Source organism: Janibacter sp. CX7 (assembly GCF_024362365.1).
Taxonomy (GTDB): Bacteria; Actinomycetota; Actinomycetes; order Actinomycetales; family Dermatophilaceae; genus Janibacter.
In genome coordinates, this window is the sequence record NZ_CP101464.1 from 2,834,555 (window position 1) to 2,853,033 (window position 18,479).

An 18,479-nucleotide genomic window follows, 5' to 3' on the forward strand; every position below is an offset into this window, starting at 1 on the left:
AACCCCAGGGTCCTGCGCTCCGAACCCTGCAAGACCCTAGGGTTTTGCAGGGTTCGGAGCGGAGGCGCAAGGGCGGCTGCGGCGCGCCTCAGCGCATGGCCGCGCTCAGCGCCGACGCCGAGGCGGTGTAGCCCTCGACCGTCGGGTGCACCCACTCGGGCAGCTCACGCCCGGGGGCGAGGACGGGCACGAGCCAGGCCTGGGTGTTGTCTGGGACGGAGCGCGGGTCGAGCCCGTGCGCCATGCCGCCCCACGCGGGCTTGACGTCGACGAAGGTGAACCCACCCCGACCCTTCGCGCTCGCGTCGAGCTCGGCGACCCCTTCGCGCTGGAGCTCGTCGCCGCGGCGCTGCAGCTCGTCGAGCGCGGCGCCGGCATCGTAGGTCGGTGCGGCCTCGGGGATGCCGTAGCTGTCGGTGTTGAGCAGGTGGGGGTAGCCGAGGAGGTAGACGTGCGCATTGCCCCGCGACTTCTCCCGGATCGCGGCGAGCGCCTCGGCCGTGTCGTCCTTCAGCGCGGGCAGGGTCGCGTTGGCCGCGTCCATCGTCGTGCGGCAGCCGCTCGGGGAGCGCAGCACCATGCACTGCAGGACGATCGTGCTGAAGCCGATGTCGTTGCCGCCGACGGTCAGGAAGACCGCATCGGTCTGCGGGGTCACCGACTCGACCTGGGGCGCGGCCGTCAGCTGGCAGCTGACCGTCGCGGTGAGCTGCCGGCCCGTCGGTGCGCTGCTCGTGACGGTCTGCTCGTAGTACCAGTCCGGCTGGGCGGGCGTGCCGCACAGGGCGTCGGCCTCGGCCCGCTGCAGCCACTTGCGCTGCTGGACGGCCGCCGTGCCGCTCACCTCGTAGGTCGCCGTCCGCACAAAGGGGGACCCCAGGGCGCGCGGCTGCGTGATGTCGGCGACGACGCCACCGCTGCACGCGGCATTGGTCAGGTTCGCACCGTCCTGCGCGGCCACCTTGGCCGCGTAGTTGTCGGGCGAGCGCCAGCAGGTGCGCTCGGTGTAGGTGCCCGCGCCGTTGCCGGCCGAGTATGAGTCACCGAGCACGACGTAGTCGGGCGAAGGGGGCGCCGCACCGGCCGGGAGGGCCGTCCCGATGCCCGCCGCGAGGGCGGCGAGAGCGGTGGCGATGGACAGGGTGCGACGACGTCGGCGCATGGTGACCTCCTGGTGGCCGCTCCCCGTCGAGCGGCTGGTGACTCGAGAGTAATCGCCGGGGCGGGCCGGCAGTGGCTAGAGCCCGCCCCCAGCGACTCAGCGCATCGCGTCGGCAAGCGCCAGCGCGCTCGCACCCCAACCCGCGGCGGTCGGGTGGACGAACTCCTTGAGCTCGCGCCCCGGCGAGAGGACCGGGACGAGCCAGGCATCGCTGTTGTCCGCGACGACGTGCGGGTCGATCCCGTGCGTGTAGCCACCCCAGTCACGCTTGACGTCGACGAAGGTGAACCCACCCCGGCCACCGTTGGCCCGGGACAGCTCCGTCATCGCCGCCCGCTGCAGGGTGTCGCCGCGCAGCTGCATCCGCGAGAGCTCATTCCCTGCGTCATAGGTCGAGCCCAGGCGGAAGTTGTCGGTGTTGATCAGGTGCGGGTAGCCCAGCAGGTAGACGTGCGCACGCCCGCCGGAGCGGTCGTGGACCGCCTGCAGTGTCTCCTTGGTCTCCTGCTTCAGCGACGTCAGCTGGGCGTTCGCCGCGTCGATGCGCGCCTTGCAGCTTCCCGCCGCGCGCAGCACGAGGCAGTCGATGACGATCGAGGTGAAGCCCACGTCGTTGCCGCCCGTGGTGACGAAGACGGCGTCCGTCGAACGGTCGACCGCGTTGATCTGCGGTGCGGCCTGCAGCTGGCAGCGGACCGTCGCGGTGTAGAGGTCGCCGGCCGACGCGCTCGAGCTGATGGTGTAGACGTAGGAGAAGTCCGACTGGGCCGGGGTGCCGCAGAACTGGTCGGCCTTCGCCTTCGCCAGCCACTGGGCTCGGGCGTCGACCGCGCCCGCCGGGATCCGATAGGTGCGCGTGCGCCACGAGGGAGAGCCGAGATCGCGCGGCTCGAGGATGTCAGCGGTCACACCGCCGCTGCATGCCGCATTGGTGTAGGTCGCGCCCTTGAGCTGGGCGACCCGGGCGCCGTAGTTGTTCGGCGAGCGCCAGCAGGTCTTCTCCACGTAGCTGCCCGCGCCATTGCCCGAGGAGAAGGAGTCGCCGAGCTGGACGAAGTGCTGCGGCGACTCGACCGAGCCGCCGGGGACGGCGTTCGAGGGGCTCGCTCCGACGGTGGCCACCACGGCGGCGACGGCGGTGACGACGGACAGAGCGCGAACGCGCATGACTTCCTCCCGGGCTGAGCCGGTCGTCGACGACCAGCAGTTACTCGACGGTAACTACGGCTCGGGTGACGTGCATGACGAGGCGCGCGGCGTCTCGGGATGCGGGAAGGCGCAGGCGGGCCCCCTTCGCCCGGAGGCCTGGGCTCAGGCCAGGCGCACGAGCGCTGAGGGGTCCTCCTGCGGGAGCCGGCCCTCGGTGAGCGTGGCGGTGACGACCTGACGGTTGAAGGTCGTACGGCCACCGCGCGTGGTGAGGAAGGCGGTGTCGGCCGCGTCGCGGCCGGTGGCGATGCGGACCATCGCCTCGCGGGGGGCCAGTCGGGTCGCGTCGACGATGTGCCACGCGTCGTCGACCCAGGCCTCGGCCACGGCGTGGAAGTCCATCGGCTGCAGCCCCGGGGCGTAGACCGAGACGAGCCGCGCGGGGGTGCCGAGCGCCCGCAGCAGGGCGACGACGACGTGCGCGAAGTCGCGGCACACTCCCGAGGCCTGGAGGATCGAGTCGACGGCGCCGTCGGTGCCCCGGCTCGACCCGGAGATGTAGGCCATGTGCGTGTTGACCCACTCGCCGACGGCATTGACCCGCTCGATCCCGGACTGGCTCGGGAAGAGCCGAGCAGCCATGGGCGCCAGTCGATCCGACTCGGCGTAGCGGCTCGGGCGGGTGAAGACCCAGCGGTCGAAGTCGATCTCACGCCCCACCTGGTCACCCGTCGGCCTGGTGATGTCGACAACCGCGCGATAGGTCACCTCTAGCCAGCCGTCGCCCACCTCGTCGACGACGTGCAGCCGAGTGCCGTGGTTGCCGGCAAGCTCTCGCGCCTCGACCTGCTTGCCACCCGCGTGGATGAGGATCTCCTCCTCGAGGATGTCGTGCGCAGCGGACACGGCGAAGGAGAGGAGCGCCTCGCGGACTCCGGTCGTGCCGTAGGCGAACTTGGTCCCCACGGTGGCGGTGAGCGGCGTGGGGTCGGCGTCGACGATCGCGAGGTCGGTCATGGACCCATGGGACCGCGCCGGGGCGGCTGGCGTCAAAGCGAAGGGGGCGGGGGGGCTCAGCCGGCAGGGGCGACCGCGAGCAGGGTCGACAGGGCGCCGAGGGCCTCGGGGTTGATCCAGTAGTAGACGAAGGTGCCGCGGCGCTCGCAGTCGACGAGCCCGGCCTCGCGCAGCAGCTTGAGGTGGTGCGAGATCGTGCCCGACGACAGGTCGAAGGCCGGGGTGATCTCGCAGACGCACAGCTCGGGCTGCGCGGCGATCATCGAGACCATGCGCAGCCGGACCGGGTCGCCGAGCGCCTTGAAGACCGGCGCCAGACGGGCCGCGTCGGCCTCGGTGACGGGCGAGGTCGCCAGCCCGCAGCAGGTCACGGCCTGCTCACCGGGGACCGACTCGAGGATGCTCACGGGCTTATCTTGACATATCTCAAATCAACGGGCCATGCTGGCCACGGCAGTTGATTCGACATCCATCGAAGCAGGAGCTTCTCGTGATCCCCACGACCCCCACCCGCGACGCCGTGCGCGAGCGCTATGCCGCTGCCGCCCGGTCCCACCTCACGGGAGACGCCAGCCCGTGCTGCAGCGGGTCCAGCCCCGGGGGCGAACCCGACCCGATCACCGTCGGTCTCTACGAGGGGACGGACTCCCCTTCGGACGCGGCACTCGCAGCCTCGCTCGGGTGCGGCAACCCGACGGCCCTCGCCGACCTCTCCCCCGGCGAGGACGTCCTCGACCTGGGCTCCGGCGGCGGTCTCGACGTGCTGCTCTCCGCGCGCCGCGTCGGCCCCACCGGCACCGCGACCGGGCTCGACATGACTGACGAGATGCTCGAGCTCGCCCGCCGCAACCAGGCCGAGGCCGGCATCGCCAATGCGCGCTTCGTCCGTGGCCGGATCGAGGCCATCCCGCTCGATGACGCGAGCGTCGACGTCGTCATCTCCAACTGCGTCATCAACCTCAGCGCGGACAAGGACGCCGTGATCCGTGAGGCGCACCGCGTGCTGCGGCCGGGCGGACGCTTCGCCGTCGCCGACATCGTGCTGCTGCGCGAGCTCCCCGCCCAGCTCACCGGCATCGTCGGGCTGTGGACGGGCTGCATCTCGGGGGCCCTGCTCGACGTCGACTACGTCGAGCACCTCACTGCCGCAGGCTTCGAGGAGGCCTCCGTCGAGGTGACGCGCACCTACGACCGGGCCGAGCTCGTGCGCCTGGCCGACCTGCTCGACGGGCAACTGCCGCAGGGCTGGACGCTCGAGCAGGTCGTCGACGCCCTCGACGGGTCCTTCGCCAGCGCCTTCGTCCGCGCGAGCAAGGCCGCCCCGCAGTGAGCGTCGACACCGCACCAGCGCAGGCGCCCGCCCGCCTGTCGACCCTCGACCGGTGGCTGCCGGCGTGGATCGGGCTGGCCATGGTCGCCGGACTCCTCCTCGGCCGGCTCGTCCCCGGCCTCGGTGACCTGCTGAGCGCCATCGAGGTCGACGGGATCTCACTGCCGATCGCCCTCGGCCTGCTCGTGATGATGTACCCGGTGCTGGCCAAGGTCCGCTACGACCGGCTCGACACCGTGACGAGCGACCGGCGGCTGCTCGGGTCCTCGCTGCTGCTCAACTGGGTCGTCGGGCCGGCGCTGATGTTCGCCCTCGCCTGGCTGCTCCTCCCCGACCTGCCGGAGTACCGCACCGGCCTGATCATCGTCGGGCTCGCCCGCTGCATCGCCATGGTCATCATCTGGAACGACCTGGCCTGCGGCGACCGCGACGCCGCCGCCGTCCTCGTGGCGCTCAACTCGCTCTTCCAGGTCGTCGCCTTCGCCGGGCTCGGCTGGTTCTACCTGTCGGTCCTACCCGGCTGGCTCGGCCTCGAGCAGGCCGACCTCGACGTCTCCGCCTGGCAGATCGCGAAGTCCGTGATGATCTTCCTCGGCATCCCCCTGCTCGCCGGTTACCTCTCCCGACGCATCGGCGAGCGCCGTTGGGGGCGAAGGGAGTACGAGCAGACCTTCCTGCCGAAGGTCGGGCCGTGGGCCCTCTACGGGTTGCTCTTCACGATCGTCGTCCTCTTCGCCCTGCAGGGCGAGGCGATCACCTCACGGCCCCTAGACGTCGCCCGGATCGCGCTGCCGCTGCTCGCCTACTTCGCCCTCATGTGGGGCGCGGGCTATCTGCTCGGGCGGGCGCTCGGCATGGGCTACGAGCGCACGACGACGCTCGCCTTCACCGCGGCGGGCAACAACTTCGAGCTGGCCATCGCCGTCGCCATCGCGACCTTCGGCGCGACGAGCGGCCAGGCCCTCGCCGGCGTCGTCGGCCCGCTCATCGAGGTCCCCGTCCTCGTCGGCCTCGTCTACGTCAGCCTCGCCCTGCGCCGACGTCTCCCCTCCCCTTCGTCCCTGCAGGAGTCCCGATGACCGCCTCCGTCCTCTATGTCTGCGTGCACAACGCCGGCCGCTCGCAGATGGCCGCGGCCTACACACGGGCCCTGTCCCGAGGTGCCGTCGAGGTGCGCTCCGCCGGCTCCGCGCCCGCCGACTCGATCAACCCCGCCGTCCACGCAGCGATGCTCGAGGAGGGCATCGACCTGTCCACCGAGCGGCCCAAGGTGCTGACCACCGACGCCGTGCAGGCCAGCGACGTCGTCATCACGATGGGGTGCGGCGACGCCTGCCCGATCTTCCCCGGCAAGCGCTACGAGGACTGGCAGCTCGACGACCCCGCCGGGCAGGGCGTCGAGGCGGTGCGGCCGATCCGCGACGAGATCAAGGGCCGGGTACGGGAGCTGCTCGAGTCGCTCGGGTAGGTGGCTTCGAGGCTCGCTGGCGCTCGCACCTCAGCCAGCGGGGGCGGGGAGCGCCAGGGCGAGGACCTCGGCACTCGACAGCGCCGCGAGCTCGGCGGCGTCGACGAGCAGCTTGGAGCCGCGCACCCCCGACCCGATGACGACCTCGTCGGCAGCGACGACCGCCTCGTCGACGAGGACCGGCCACGCCTCGGGCAGCCCCACGGGGGTGATGCCGCCGTACTCCATGCCGGTGATCTCCACCGCCTCGCCCATCGGGGCGAAAGAGATCTTGCGCGCGTCGACGTGCCGGCGCACGACGCCGTTGATGTCCGCCCGGTCCGTCGCGAGGACGAGGACCGCGGCATGCCGGGTCTCCCCTCCCCTTCGCCCCGCGACGACGACGCAGTTGGCGGAGAACTGCGGCGGCGACGCATAGGCCTCGCAGAAGTCGGCGGTGTCCGCCAGCCCGGGGTCGATCTCGGCCACGCGGGCCGAGGGGACGGCCGCGATCGCGGCGGCGACGGGCGCGGCGAGCAGATCCGTGCGCTCGGCCGCCGGAGTCCAGGTCAGGGTGCCGGCTGCGGTGCTCATCCCTCGACTCTAGGCCCCGCCCGGCCTACCCTGACCGGGGACCACGAGGAGGTGGCCGATGGTGGAGTCGGGTCGGCGACGCACGCTGGAGCGCGCCTGGGAGCACTGGCGCGAGGGCAGCGCGCCCGAGCAGGTGCGCCCCGAGATCCTGTCGTCGTGGCGCCGGTCCGCGGAGCACCTGCCTGCGACCGTCGAGGCCGCTCCGCTGGCGGACGAAGGGGAGACCGCCAGCCTCTTCGCGGAGTCACCGCTGTCGGCCGCGGTCGCCCGGCTCGAGGGCGCGCTGCGCTCCGCTGCCGAGGACGGCGACCTCGTCGTCGCGGTCACCGACCCCCAGACCCGGATTCTGTGGACCTATGGCGGGCGGGTCATGCGCAGCGCCGCCGAGCAGGTCAACTTCGTCGCCGGCGGCCGGTGGGACGAGGGCAGCGTCGGGACCAATGCGCTCAACCTCGCGCTGCGCACCGACTCCGTCTCGACGGTCTTCGCCGCCGAGCACTACGCCCCGATCGTGCACAGCTGGGTCTGCTGGGCCGCGCCCGTGCACGACCCGGGGACCGGCGCCCAGCTCGGGGTCCTCGACCTGTCGACGACGTGGGACCGCAGCCACCCGATCGGCGCCGCGACCGCGCAGGCGCTCGCCCGGCTGCTCGAGACCGCGATCCCCGCCTCGTCCCTCGCCTCGACGCTGACCGTGCCCGCGCACCAGGGGCTGCACCTGCGGTTGCTCGGCGCGAGCGAGGTCCACCTCGACGGATCGCGCCTGCTGCTCACCCGCCGCCAGGTCGAGATCCTCGCGATCCTCGCGCTGCACCCCGACGGGCTCTCGCTCGGCGAGCTGCACGCCCACCTCTACGGCGACGAGCGGGTGTCGACGAGCACCCTGAAGTCCGAGGTCAGCCAGCTGCGCTCCGCCCTCGGCGGCCGCCTGGCCTCCCGGCCCTATCGGCTCGACCTGCCCGTGACGAGCGATGTCGACGCGGTGCGAGCGGCGGTGCGTCGCAGCGATGCCCGCGCCGCCGTCGACGCCTACGGCGGCGACCTCGTCCCCGGGACCAGCTCGCCGCTGCTCACCGAGACCGCCGACTACCTCGCCGTCGCCGTCCGCGAGTGCCTGCTCACCGACCCCGATCCCTCGGCCGTGCTCGCCTACAGCGAGGTCGTCGCCGACGCCGAGGTGCTCCAGCGGGCGCTCGACGAGCTCGGCGAGGCCCGCCACCCGGCCACGGCGCCGCTCACCGCGCGGTTGGCGGCGATCTCCGGGCCCTGAGGAGGTCTCCCTTCGAGACGCTTGCTGCGCAAGCTCCTCAGGGAGCGGGGAGGGGAATGGCGCTCGCACCTCAGCCAGCGGGGAGGGCGATAGCGTCGGGGCATGAGCGCAGCCGCCGACCGAGCGGGCCAGCCCGCCCTCCCCGAGGACCTCATCGACGTCAGCCACGTCGTCACCGCCTACTACGCCGTGCAGCCCGACCCTGAGGACGTCGACCAGCAGGTCGCCTTCGGCACGAGCGGGCACCGGGGCTCCTCGCTGACCGCGTCCTTCAACGAAGCCCACATCCTCGCCACCACCCAGGCGATCGTCGACCACCGCCGCGCAGCCGGCATCGACGGCCCGCTCTTCCTCGGCCGCGACACCCACGCCCTCTCCGAGCCGGCGTGGACCACCGCCCTCGAGGTCCTCGTCGCCGGCGGCGTCACCGTCCTCGTCGACTCCCGCGACGGCTACACCCCGACCCCGGCGATCTCGCACGCGATCCTCACCGCCAACCGGGGCAAGGACCTCACGGCGAAGGGGGGCGGCCTCGCCGACGGCATCGTCGTCACCCCTTCGCACAACCCCCCGAGCGACGGCGGCTTCAAGTACAACCCGCCGCACGGTGGCCCCGCCGACACCGACGTCACAAGCGCCATCGCCGACGCGGCCAACGCGCACCTGCGTGACGGCCTGCGGCAGGTGCGGCGGACCCCCTTCGCCCGGGCCCGGGCCGCCGCGACCGATCACGACTACCTCGCCGCCTATGTCACCGATCTGCCGAGCGTCGTTGACCTGCAACGGATCCGGGACGCCGGCGTGCGGATCGGCGCCGACCCGATGGGCGGCGCGGCCGTGCACTACTGGGGCGAGATCGGCGAGCGCCACGGCCTCGACCTGACGGTGGTCAACCCGCTCGTCGACCCGACGTGGCGCTTCATGACCCTCGACAAGGACGGCAAGATCCGGATGGACTGCAGCTCCCCTGCGGCCATGGCCAGCCTTGTCGCTCAACGGGATCGGTACGACATCGCGACCGGCAACGACGCGGACTCCGACCGGCACGGCATCGTCACCCCCGACGTCGGGCTGATGAACCCCAACCACTACCTCGCGGTGGCGATCCAGTACCTGCACGGCGGGGCGCGGCCGGGCTGGTCGAGCCGGCGGATCGGCAAGACGCTCGTGTCGAGCTCGATGATCGACCGGGTCGCCGCGGACCTCGGGATGGACCTGTGGGAGGTGCCGGTCGGCTTCAAGTGGTTCGTCCCCGGGCTGCTCGACGGGTCGGTCGGCTTCGGTGGCGAGGAGTCGGCGGGGGCGAGCTTCCTGCGGCACGACGGGTCGGTGTGGACGACCGACAAGGACGGGATCATCCTCGCGCTGCTCGCCTCCGAGATCCTCGCGACCACCGGTCGCTCTCCCAGCGAGCACTACGCCGACCTCGTCGCGCGGCACGGCGAGCCCGCCTACGCCCGCGTCGACGCGCCCGCGACCCGTGAGCAGAAGGCTGCCCTCAAGGCCCTCACCCCGGCCGCTGTCTCCGCGGACTCCCTTGCAGGAGAGGCGATCACGGCCAAGGTCACCGAGGCCCCCGGCAACGGCGCGGCCATCGGTGGGCTCAAGGTCACCACCGAGTCGGCGTGGTGCGCCGCCCGCCCGTCGGGCACCGAGGACGTCTACAAGATCTACGCCGAGTCCTTCCGCGGGCCCGAGCACCTGGCGCAGGTGCAGGCGGACGCCAGGGCCATCGTGGACGCGGCACTGGGCGGCGCCTGACCACCCGCCTGACCGACCCGGGCAGGCCACGGACTACCCGTTAGGGCAGTTACGGCCGTCCTCTCACGTCACTAACTTGGGCCGAACCAGACAGCGACGTCGGAAGGACAACACCATGGCAGACGAGCAGCACGACGGTCTCGAGCAAGACGCTCAGGTCGACGCAGTCGCCGATGACCTCGTGGAAGAGGTCTCCATCGACGGCATGTGCGGCGTCTACTGATCCGCGCCTCGACCAGAGATCGATGATCGCGATGAACGCGGAAACGCCACGGATGCTGATGCGGCCCTGGGAGCTGTCGGCATCCGTGGCGCTTCGCCCCGAACCCTTCGGGGCCCTGGCCTACAACTTCCACAACCGCAAGCTGTCCTTCCTCAAGCGACCGGAGCTCGTCCGCGTCGTGGAGCACCTCGCCGACCACCCGGACGTGCAGAGCACCCTGGTCGCCGAGGGCATCCCGCAGGAGCAGCACGACGGGTACCTGCGTGCGCTGCAGGGTCTTGCCGCCAACGGCATGATCCGCCCACGCACCGACTCCTGAGGAGCCAGCATGACCCTCACCACCGACCGACCCGCGGCCCGGCAGGCACCAGCCCGCCCCGAGGGCGGCACGCTCGTCGAGCAGTTCGAGTTCGGCCTCGACGCCCCGATCTGCCTGACCTGGGAGCTGACCTACGCCTGCAACCTCGAGTGCGCCCACTGCCTCTCCAGCTCGGGTCGGCGAGACCCGCGCGAGTTGAGCACCGAGCAGTGCAAGGCCGTCATCGACGAGTTGCAGCGGATGCAGGTCTTCTACGTCAACATCGGCGGTGGTGAGCCGACGATCCGCCCCGACTTCTGGGAGCTGCTCGAGTACGCGGTCGCCCACGACGTGGGCGTGAAGTTCTCGACGAACGGCGCCCGGATCACCCCCGAGCGCGCGGCCTTCCTCGCCGCGACCGACTACGTCGACGTACAGATCTCCCTCGACGGCGCGACCGCCGAGGTCAACGACTACGTCCGCGGCCCCGGCTCCTACGACATGGCGCTGCGTGCCCTCGACAACCTGCAGGCCGCCGGGTTCGGTGACGCCAAGATCTCCGTCGTCTGCACCCGACAGAACATCAGCCAGCTCGACGACTTCAAGGCCATCGCCGACCGCTACGGCGCCACGCTGCGCCTGACCCGGCTGCGTCCCTCGGGCCGCGGCGCCGACGTGTGGGACGAACTGCACCCGTTGCCGGAGCAGCAGCGGGTGCTCTACGACTGGCTCATGGCTCACGGAGAGGACGTGCTCACCGGCGACTCCTTCTTCCACCTTGCGGCCTTCGGCGAGTCCCTGCCCGGGCTCAACCTCTGCGGCGCCGGCCGCGTCGTCTGCCTCATCGACCCCGTCGGTGACGTCTACGCGTGCCCCTTCGCGATCCACGACCAGTTCCACGCCGGGAACCTGCTCACCGACGGCGGCTTCGGCGGGGTGTGGCGCGACTCCGAGCTCTTCCGCGAGCTGCGCTCCCCTCAGACCGGTGGCGCCTGCTCGAAGTGCGCCCACTTCGACAGCTGCCGCGGCGGCTGCATGGCCGCGAAGTTCTTCACCGGCCTGCCGCTCGACGGCCCCGACCCGGAGTGCGTCCAGGGCTACGGCGAGTCCGCCCTCTCGGGCGAGCGCACCGTGCCCGCCGCCAGCCAGGACCACTCCAAGGCCAACCCCACCCGCAACGAGCCCGTGATGCTCAAGCTCATGCGCCGCCGGCCCGAAGGGGAGACCGCTGCCCCGCCGCGTCCGGTCTCGCCGTGCGCCGAGAGCCCGCTCGCTGGCTTCGACCCTCGATGACGAGGACGAGACGATGAACAAGCCCGAGTGGCTCACCAACCCCTGGAAGCAGAACCCCTGGTTCGAGTCCGTCGCCGTCGCCCAGGAGCGCGCCCGCAAAAAGCTGCCCGCTCCCGTCTACGGCGCACTCGTCGCCGGGTCGGAGCGCGGCCAGAGTCGCGACGACAACCAGAGCGCCTTCGCCGAGATCGGCTTGGCTCCGCACGTCGTCGGCCAGCAGCCCGAGCGTGACCAGTCGACGACCGTCTTCGGCCAGCAGATCGGCTCGCCGGTCATCATCAGCCCCACCGGCGTCCAGGCGGTCCACCCCGACGGCGAGGTCGCCGTCGCCCGGGCCGCCGCGGCCCGCGGCACGATCATGGGCCTGTCCAACTTCGCCTCGAAGTCCGTCGAGGAGGTCTGCGACACCGGAGCGACGACCTTCTTCCAGATGTACTGGACCGGCGACCGCGACACGATGATCCAGCGGATGACCCGCGCCCACGAGGCCGGCGCCAAGGGCCTCATCGCCACCCTCGACTGGTCCTTCTCCATCGGCCGTGACTGGGGCAGCCCGGAGATCCCCGAGAAGGTCGACCTCAAGGCGATGATCCGGCTCGCCCCGCAGGTCGCGACGAAGCCTCGCTGGCTCGTCGACTTCGGCCGCCAGTTCATCGACACCGGCAAGCTGCCCGACCTCACCGCGCCCAACCTCACCCCGCCCGGAGGGGAGGCGCCGACCTTCTTCGGTGCCTACTACGAGTGGATGACCACGCCGCCGCCCTCCTGGCAGGACGTCGCGTGGATGCGGGAGCAGTGGTCGCAGATCAGCGGCACCCCCTTCGTCCTCAAGGGCGTCTCCCGCGTCGACGACGCACTGCGCGCGGTCGACGTCGGTGTCGCCGGCATCTCGGTGTCCAACCACGGAGGCAACAACCTCGACGGCACCCCCGCCGCGATCCGCATGGTCCACCCGATCTCACAGCGGGTTGGCCACCAGGTCGACGTCGTCATGGACGGCGGCATCCGCCGCGGCTCCGACGTCGTCAAGGCCCTCGCCCTCGGCGCCAAGGCCGTCCTCATCGGCCGGGCCTACCTCTGGGGGCTCGCCGCCAACGGCCAGGCCGGGGTGGAAAACGTCCTCGACCTGCTCAACGGCGGCGTCGACTCCGCGCTGCGCGGCCTCGCCCTCTCCTCCGTCGCCGAGCTGGGCCCCGAGCACCTGCTCGTCCCCGAGGGTTTCCACCGCGAGCTCGGTGTGCCCGCGGCCGCGACGACGCGCTGACGGGCATGCCCTCCCCCGACCGGCCGCGCGAGCTGGCCCACCTTGCCTCCGCGGAGGCCGAAGGGGTGGACCTCCTCGTCGTGCCGGTCGGGTCGCTCGAGCAGCACGGCCCGCACCTGCCGCTCGACACCGACGCGCTCATCGCCACCGCCGTCGCCCAGGGCGTGGCCGAGCGGCTCACCGCCGCGGGGACGACGGCGTGGGTCGCGCCCGTCGTCGCGCTCGGGTCGAGCGGCGAGCACCAGCACTTCCCCGGGACCATCTCGATCGGCACCGAAGTCCTGCGCCAGGTCGTCGTCGAGCTCGTCCGCTCGGCCCGCACCTGGGCCCCACGGGTGCTGCTCGTCAACGGGCACGGCGGCAACAGCCAGGCGCTGACCGCCGCCGTGGGGCAGCTCGTCGACGAGGGCCACGACGTCGACTGGGCCGCGTGCGCCACCGAGAGCGTGGACCTGCACGCCGGGCGGACCGAGACCTCGCTTCTGCTCCACCTGCGCCCCGAGTCCGTCCGTCTCGACCGCGCCGAGCCCGGCGACTGCCGGCCCCTCGCCGAGATCCTGCCCGCGATGATGTCCGGTGGGGTCATCGCCGTCTCGCCCAACGGCGTGCTCGGCGACCCGACCGGAGCGAGCGCCGCCGAGGGTAATTCGGTCCTCACCGCGATGGTCGACGACGTCGTCGAGCAGGCCCTGGAGCCCACGGTGGAACCGTCGTCATGAACCGGGTCGCGCTCGTCACCGGGGCCGCCCGCGGCATGGGGGCGGCGACCGCCCTTCGTCTCGCGGAGGAGGGCTACGACGTCCTCGCGCTCGACGCGTGCGCCGGCCCCACCGCCCACCCCTACCCGATGCCGACGGTCGACGACCTCGAGTCGGTCGCCGCCGACCCGCGAGCCGGCGGCCGGGTCGTCACCCGGGTCGCCGACGTGCGCGACCCCGCGGCCGTGGCCGACGCGGTCGTCGACGCCGTCGAGCGGTGGGGGCGGCTCGACGCCGCGGTCGCCGCCGCCGGGATCGTCGCCGGAGGCCAACCCCTCTGGGAGACACCGACCGACCAGCTCGACCTGCTCTGGCAGGTCGACGCGCTCGGCGTCTGGCACACCGCGGCCGCCGCCGTCCCCGCGATGCTCGCTGGGCCGGACCCCTCGGGCGGCCGGTTCGTCGCCATCGCCTCCGCGGCCGGAGGGCGCGGCCTCTTCCACCTCGCCGCCTACAACGCCGCCAAGCACGCCGTCGTCGGCATGGTGCGCGGGCTCGCCGCCGACCTCGTCGGCACCGGCGTCACCGCCGTCGCCGTGAGCCCCGGCGGCACCGACACCCCGATGCTCGCGGCGACGGCCGCCCTCTACGGCACGACGAGCGAGCACCTCGCCGAGCACCAGCTGCTCCGCCGCCCCCTCGACCCCGACGAGATCGCCGCCACCGTGAGCCTGTGCTGCTCCCCCGCCGGAGCCGCGCTCAACGGCGGCGTCGTCGCCGCCGACGGGGGGTTCAGCGGATGACCGCCCGGTTTGCCCCCGGCTACGAGGCCCTGATCCGCCACGACGTGCGGGCCTACGACGACGGCCTGCTCGTCGGCGGCTCCCCGCTGCGGGCCGTGCGCCTGGGCGCCGCCGCCCGCGAGCGCGTCGTCGACGGTCGCCTCGTCGTGCGCGGCCCCGCCGACGAGCCCCTCGTCGCCCGCCTCGTCGACGGCAACCTCGCCGACCCCGTGCTCCACGGCGCCGGCCCCGACCCGTCGGAGATCACCGTCGTCATCCCGATCCGCGACCGGCCCGAGCAGCTCGCACGAGCCCTCGACGCCCTCGACGGGTTGCGCTGCATCGTCGTCGACGATGCATCGCACGACCCCGACGCGGTCGCCCGGGTCGCCGCCGACCACGGCGCGCGGGTCATCTCCCTGCCCGTCAACCTCGGCCCCGCCGGGGCCCGCAACGCCGGCGTTCTCGCGGTGGAGACCCCCTTCGTCGCGCTCGTCGACTCCGACGTCCAGGCCGACGCTGCGATGCTGCGCCGGCTGGCCCGACACTTCGCCGACGACCAGGTAGCGCTCGTCGGGCCCCTCGTGCGCAGCCGGGCCCGCGCCGACGACCCCGCGTGGTTCGAGCGCTACGACGAGCAGGTCTCCTCGCTCGCCCTCGGGCGCCGCGCCTGCTCGGTGCGGCCGGGGGCCGCCGTCGGGTGGCTGCCCAGCGCCTGCCTCGTGGCCCGCGTCGACCGGCTGCGCGCCGCCGGCGGATTTGCCGAGGACATGCGCGTCGGCGAGGACGTCGACCTCGTCTGGCGGCTCGTCGACGCCGGCCAGACCGTGCGCTACGACCCCGACGAGATCGCCTGGCACGACACCCGCGCCACCGTCGGCGGCTGGCTCGGCCGCAAGTTCCTCTACGGCACCGGCGGCGCCGGCCTCGCCGCCCGCCACGGGCGCAAGGGCGCCCCCGCCGTCATGTCCGCGACGATGGCCGTCACCGCCGCGGCCGTGCTCGCCCGCCGCCGCTGGTCGCTGCCCGTGGCCGGCTTCGGCCTGCTCTGGGGCGTGCGCTCGCTCGACCGACGACTGCCCGAGGGGCCGCAGCGGCGCGAGCTCGCCGTGCGCCTCGGCGCCCAGGGCCTGGGCTGGGCCGTCCGGCAGGAGACCGCGCTGCTGCTGCGCCACTGGTGGCCGCTCGCCGCCGTCGCCGCGACCCGCAGCAGCACCGTGCGTCGAGCCCTCGTCACCTCGCTGCTCGTCGACGTCGTCGTCGCCCGGACCGACCACCCCGAGGCGACCTACGACCCGATCAGCCGCCGCCTCGACGACCTCGCCTACGGCGCCGGCCTCTGGGTCGGCGCCGCGCGAGCCCGGTCCCTCGGAGCCCTCCTGCCCCGCCGTCCCGGCGGCTGACGGCGGCCCTCCCTTCGCCCCACGAGCCGAGCCGGCACCGCGGGGCGATGACCCACGTCCGGGCGCTCTGCAGGGCCCTGCCCGATCGGGCAGGTGGGCACCTGCCACGGGGGTGGGGATCTGGACTCTGGACTGTCCGGCCGGTGCACCGCCGCCCTAGGTTCCGAGAGCAACTCACCCCCGGTCAAAGGAGACCCGCCATGCAGGTTGATGATCTGCTCAAGCCATTCCCGATCAAGGAGTTCCACCCCTTCCCGCGCGCCATGATGGGTCCCGGCGCCTGGGAGATGATCGGTCCGGAGGCCCTCAAGCTCGGCTTCCGCAAGACGCTCGTCATGACGACCGGCCTGCGCGGCACGGACATCGTCAAGAACATCGTCGAGTCGATGAGGTACCACGGCCTCGAGGTCGTCGTCTACGACAAGGTCGAGTCCAACCCCAAGGACTACAACGTCATGGACTCCGTGGCGCTGTACCAGGAAAACGCCTGCGACTCCTTCGTCTCCATCGGCGGCGGCTCCGCGCACGACGCCTGCAAGGGCGCGCGCATCTCCGTCGCGCACGACGGTCGCAATGTCAACGAGTTCGAGGGCTTCAACATGTCCGAGAACCCGAAGAACCCGCCGCACATCGCGGTCTCCACCACGGCCGGCACCGGCTCCGAGACCTCGTGGGCCTACGTCATCACCGACACGACGACCGACCCGGACAACCCCCACAAGTACGTCGCCTTCGACGACGCGTCCGTCGCCAGCCTCGCCGTCGACGACCCGGTGCTCTACTACGACTGCCCGATCGACTACACCGCCCAGTGCGGGTTCGACGTCCTCGCGCACGCCTCCGAGCCCTACGTCTCGCGGCTGAACTTCGAGCCCTCGCTCGGCAACGCGATCCGCGCCATCAAGCTCACCTCCGAGAACCTGCGCGAGGCGGTCTGGAACGGTCAGGACCTCAAGGGCCGCGAGGGCATGATGTACGCCCAGTACATCGCCGCCCAGGCCTTCAACTCCGGTGGCCTCGGCATCATCCACTCGATCAGCCACGCGGTGAGCGCCTTCTACGACACGCACCACGGGCTCAACAACGCCATCGCCCTGCCGCGCGTGTGGGCCTTCAACATGCCCGCCTGCTACGGCCGCTTCGCCGACATCGCGGAGGCCATGGGCATCGACACCCACGGCATGACCAAGGTGCAGGCCGCCGACGCCGCGCTCGAGGCGTCGATCCGGCTGCTGCGCGACGTGGGCATCCCCGAGCGCTTCGTCGACGTCACCCAGGACAGCTACTCCAAGAACCGCCTGGGCACCGGGCCGACGGAGTACTACAAGAACTCCCCGGAGATCAAGGGTGACGCCGCGGACGTCGACCGCATCACCAACCACGTCCTCGGCGACGCCTGCACCCCGGGCAACGCCAAGGAGTGCACCTTCGAGACCGTGCGCCCCGTCGTCGAGCACTGCATGACCGGTGACCTCGACGACCTCATCAGCTGACGCACCTCACCACGCCGCGGCGGTCCCCCTTCGTCCCCACCGGGTAGGAGGACGAAGGGGGACCGCCGCACCCCCGGACGAACCACCGACAGGAGCGCCATGTCCACCACCACGACGGACGCCGTGCCCGCCCTCGCGAGCGTCGAGGACACCATCGAGAAGTTCCGCGAGCACGGGTACCTCGCCGACCGCAAGCTCGCGACCACCGTCTTCCTCCAGACCCGCCTGGAGAAGCCGGTCCTCCTCGAGGGGCCGGCCGGCGTGGGCAAGACGCAGCTGGCCCAGAGCCTCGCCGAGGTGACCGGACGCCGCCTCATCCGCCTGCAGTGCTACGAGGGCCAGGACGAGTCGAAGGCCCTCTACGAGTGGGACTACGGCAAGCAGCTGCTCTACACGCAGATCCTGCGGGAGAAGATCGGGCAGATCGTCTCCGACGCCGCCGACCTCACCGAGGCCGTCGACCGGATCTCGGCGCACGACAGCATCTTCTTCTCCGAGCGCTTCCTCGCCGCCCGCCCGCTCCTCGAGGCGATCACGAGCGAGGAGCCCGTCGTGCTGCTCATCGACGAGGTCGACCGCGCCGACGAGGCCCTCGAGGCGGTCCTGCTCGAGCTGCTCTCCGAGTTCCAGATCTCCATCCCCGAGATCGGGACGATCGAGGCGACGCACCTGCCGCTCGTCGTGCTGACCTCCAACAACACCCGCGACCTGTCGGCCGCGCTCAAGCGCCGCTGCCTGCACCTCTTCCTCGACTACCCGAGCCCCGAGCGCGAGCTGGACATCCTGCGCTCCAAGGAGACCGGGCTGCAGGACGCGCTCGCCGCGCGCCTCGTCGAGATCGTCCGCGGCCTGCGCGAGCTCGAGCTGCGCAAGGCGCCGAGCATCTCCGAGACCATCGACTGGGCGCGCACGCTCGCCGTCCTCGGGGTCGACGAGCTCGACGCGACCCTGCTGTCGGACACGCTGAGCGTCGTCGTCAAGTACGACCGCGACCTGCGCCGTGCCGGCGAGGCGCTGCCCAAGCTCGTCGACCCCAATGCCGTCGTCCCCGAGGGGCACGACCACGGGCACGGGCACGACCACACGCACGACCACCCTCATCCCCACGGCTCCGACCACGGGGACGACGACGTCGACGGGCGCGAGGCCCGCAAGGCGAAGGACGCCCCCGGCCGCCACGACACCGACTACTACGGAGCACCCGGGGGTCTCGGGACCTCCCGCAAGGTGACACCGGGTCAGGGCGACCGCTCCTTCGCCGGTCGGGGCGCGCGCAAGCGCCCCCTGTGAGGAGG

At 72.2% G+C, this 18,479-nt stretch carries 19 protein-coding genes; 14 read left to right on the top strand and 5 right to left on the bottom strand.

Annotated elements, in window-relative coordinates; translation table 11 throughout:
* Positions 1 to 88 precede the first annotated feature (88 nt).
* The 4 genes from NMQ01_RS13955 to NMQ01_RS13970 form a co-directional block, all read right to left on the bottom strand.
* Positions 89 to 1,162 carry an SGNH/GDSL hydrolase family protein gene (locus NMQ01_RS13955; RefSeq protein WP_255184510.1) on the bottom strand — a complete coding sequence of 358 codons (1,074 nt, stop codon included), beginning with the start codon at positions 1,160 to 1,162 and terminating at the stop codon, positions 89 to 91.
* Between the two features lie 96 nt (positions 1,163 to 1,258).
* Complete coding sequence (locus tag NMQ01_RS13960; RefSeq protein WP_255184511.1) at positions 1,259 to 2,329, bottom strand: SGNH/GDSL hydrolase family protein; 1,071 nt, start codon at positions 2,327 to 2,329, stop codon at positions 1,259 to 1,261.
* Between the two features lie 144 nt (positions 2,330 to 2,473).
* Positions 2,474 to 3,328: a transglutaminase family protein gene (locus NMQ01_RS13965; protein ID WP_255184512.1), complete on the bottom strand. Its 855-nt coding sequence runs from the start codon at positions 3,326 to 3,328 to the stop codon at positions 2,474 to 2,476.
* Between the two features lie 56 nt (positions 3,329 to 3,384).
* Positions 3,385 to 3,735, bottom strand: a complete 351-nt coding sequence (locus NMQ01_RS13970; RefSeq protein WP_084449803.1) for a helix-turn-helix transcriptional regulator — start codon at positions 3,733 to 3,735, stop codon at positions 3,385 to 3,387.
* A gap of 83 nt (positions 3,736 to 3,818) precedes the next feature.
* Here NMQ01_RS13970 and arsM point away from each other — a divergent pair, with 83 nt between their 5' ends.
* Genes arsM through NMQ01_RS13985 form a run of 3 tightly spaced genes read left to right on the top strand, consistent with a single transcriptional unit; the run spans position 3,819 to position 6,126 of the window.
* On the top strand, positions 3,819 to 4,658 hold the full coding sequence (gene arsM, locus NMQ01_RS13975) for an arsenite methyltransferase (protein WP_255184513.1): 840 nt from the start codon (positions 3,819 to 3,821) through the stop codon (positions 4,656 to 4,658).
* Entirely contained in the window at positions 4,655 to 5,737 is a 1,083-nt protein-coding gene (gene arsB, locus NMQ01_RS13980) for an ACR3 family arsenite efflux transporter (protein WP_255184514.1), read from the top strand. Before arsM ends, arsB begins: the two co-directional genes overlap by 4 nt.
* Positions 5,734 to 6,126, top strand: a complete 393-nt coding sequence (locus NMQ01_RS13985; RefSeq protein WP_255184515.1) for an arsenate reductase ArsC — start codon at positions 5,734 to 5,736, stop codon at positions 6,124 to 6,126. Before arsB ends, NMQ01_RS13985 begins: the two co-directional genes overlap by 4 nt.
* A 30-nt stretch (positions 6,127 to 6,156) precedes the next feature.
* Here the strand turns inward: NMQ01_RS13985 and NMQ01_RS13990 are convergent, their stop codons facing one another.
* On the bottom strand, positions 6,157 to 6,699 hold the full coding sequence (locus NMQ01_RS13990; RefSeq protein ID WP_255184516.1) for a YbaK/EbsC family protein: 543 nt from the start codon (positions 6,697 to 6,699) through the stop codon (positions 6,157 to 6,159).
* A gap of 58 nt (positions 6,700 to 6,757) precedes the next feature.
* Here NMQ01_RS13990 and NMQ01_RS13995 point away from each other — a divergent pair, with 58 nt between their 5' ends.
* The 11 genes from NMQ01_RS13995 (at position 6,758) to NMQ01_RS14045 (ending at position 18,474) form a co-directional block, all read left to right on the top strand.
* Complete coding sequence (locus NMQ01_RS13995) at positions 6,758 to 7,969, top strand: transcriptional regulator (RefSeq protein ID WP_255184517.1); 1,212 nt, start codon at positions 6,758 to 6,760, stop codon at positions 7,967 to 7,969.
* A gap of 102 nt (positions 7,970 to 8,071) precedes the next feature.
* Positions 8,072 to 9,730 carry a phosphoglucomutase (alpha-D-glucose-1,6-bisphosphate-dependent) gene (gene pgm / locus NMQ01_RS14000; RefSeq protein WP_255184518.1) on the top strand — a complete coding sequence of 553 codons (1,659 nt, stop codon included), beginning with the start codon at positions 8,072 to 8,074 and terminating at the stop codon, positions 9,728 to 9,730.
* A gap of 115 nt (positions 9,731 to 9,845) precedes the next feature.
* Entirely contained in the window at positions 9,846 to 9,953 is a 108-nt protein-coding gene (gene mftA / locus NMQ01_RS14005; protein WP_082807721.1) for a mycofactocin precursor MftA, read from the top strand.
* Between the two features lie 58 nt (positions 9,954 to 10,011).
* Positions 10,012 to 10,272, top strand: coding sequence for a mycofactocin biosynthesis chaperone MftB (gene mftB, locus NMQ01_RS14010; RefSeq protein ID WP_223277665.1), 261 nt, complete (start codon positions 10,012 to 10,014; stop codon positions 10,270 to 10,272).
* A gap of 9 nt (positions 10,273 to 10,281) precedes the next feature.
* Positions 10,282 to 11,544, top strand: coding sequence for a mycofactocin radical SAM maturase (gene mftC / locus NMQ01_RS14015; RefSeq protein WP_068328741.1), 1,263 nt, complete (start codon positions 10,282 to 10,284; stop codon positions 11,542 to 11,544).
* A gap of 13 nt (positions 11,545 to 11,557) precedes the next feature.
* Positions 11,558 to 12,808, top strand: coding sequence for a pre-mycofactocin synthase MftD (gene mftD / locus NMQ01_RS14020; protein ID WP_084449797.1), 1,251 nt, complete (start codon positions 11,558 to 11,560; stop codon positions 12,806 to 12,808).
* A 5-nt stretch (positions 12,809 to 12,813) separates the two neighbouring features.
* Positions 12,814 to 13,527, top strand: a complete 714-nt coding sequence (mftE, locus tag NMQ01_RS14025) for a mycofactocin biosynthesis peptidyl-dipeptidase MftE (RefSeq protein WP_255184519.1) — start codon at positions 12,814 to 12,816, stop codon at positions 13,525 to 13,527.
* Positions 13,524 to 14,309, top strand: a complete 786-nt coding sequence (locus NMQ01_RS14030; protein ID WP_084449795.1) for a mycofactocin-coupled SDR family oxidoreductase — start codon at positions 13,524 to 13,526, stop codon at positions 14,307 to 14,309. Before mftE ends, NMQ01_RS14030 begins: the two co-directional genes overlap by 4 nt.
* A complete protein-coding gene (mftF, locus tag NMQ01_RS14035; RefSeq protein ID WP_255184520.1) occupies positions 14,306 to 15,691 on the top strand; it encodes a mycofactocin biosynthesis glycosyltransferase MftF in 1,386 nt (461 codons plus the stop codon). Before NMQ01_RS14030 ends, mftF begins: the two co-directional genes overlap by 4 nt.
* A 200-nt stretch (positions 15,692 to 15,891) precedes the next feature.
* Positions 15,892 to 17,184 (top strand): NDMA-dependent methanol dehydrogenase, encoded by a 1,293-nt coding sequence (mdo, locus tag NMQ01_RS14040; RefSeq protein ID WP_255184521.1) that lies wholly within the window; start codon positions 15,892 to 15,894, stop codon positions 17,182 to 17,184.
* 99 nt (positions 17,185 to 17,283) lie between these two features.
* The gene (locus NMQ01_RS14045) at positions 17,284 to 18,474 is read left to right on the top strand and encodes a MoxR family ATPase (RefSeq protein WP_255184522.1); all 1,191 of its coding nucleotides are present in this window, start codon (positions 17,284 to 17,286) and stop codon (positions 18,472 to 18,474) included.
* Positions 18,475 to 18,479 lie beyond the last annotated feature (5 nt).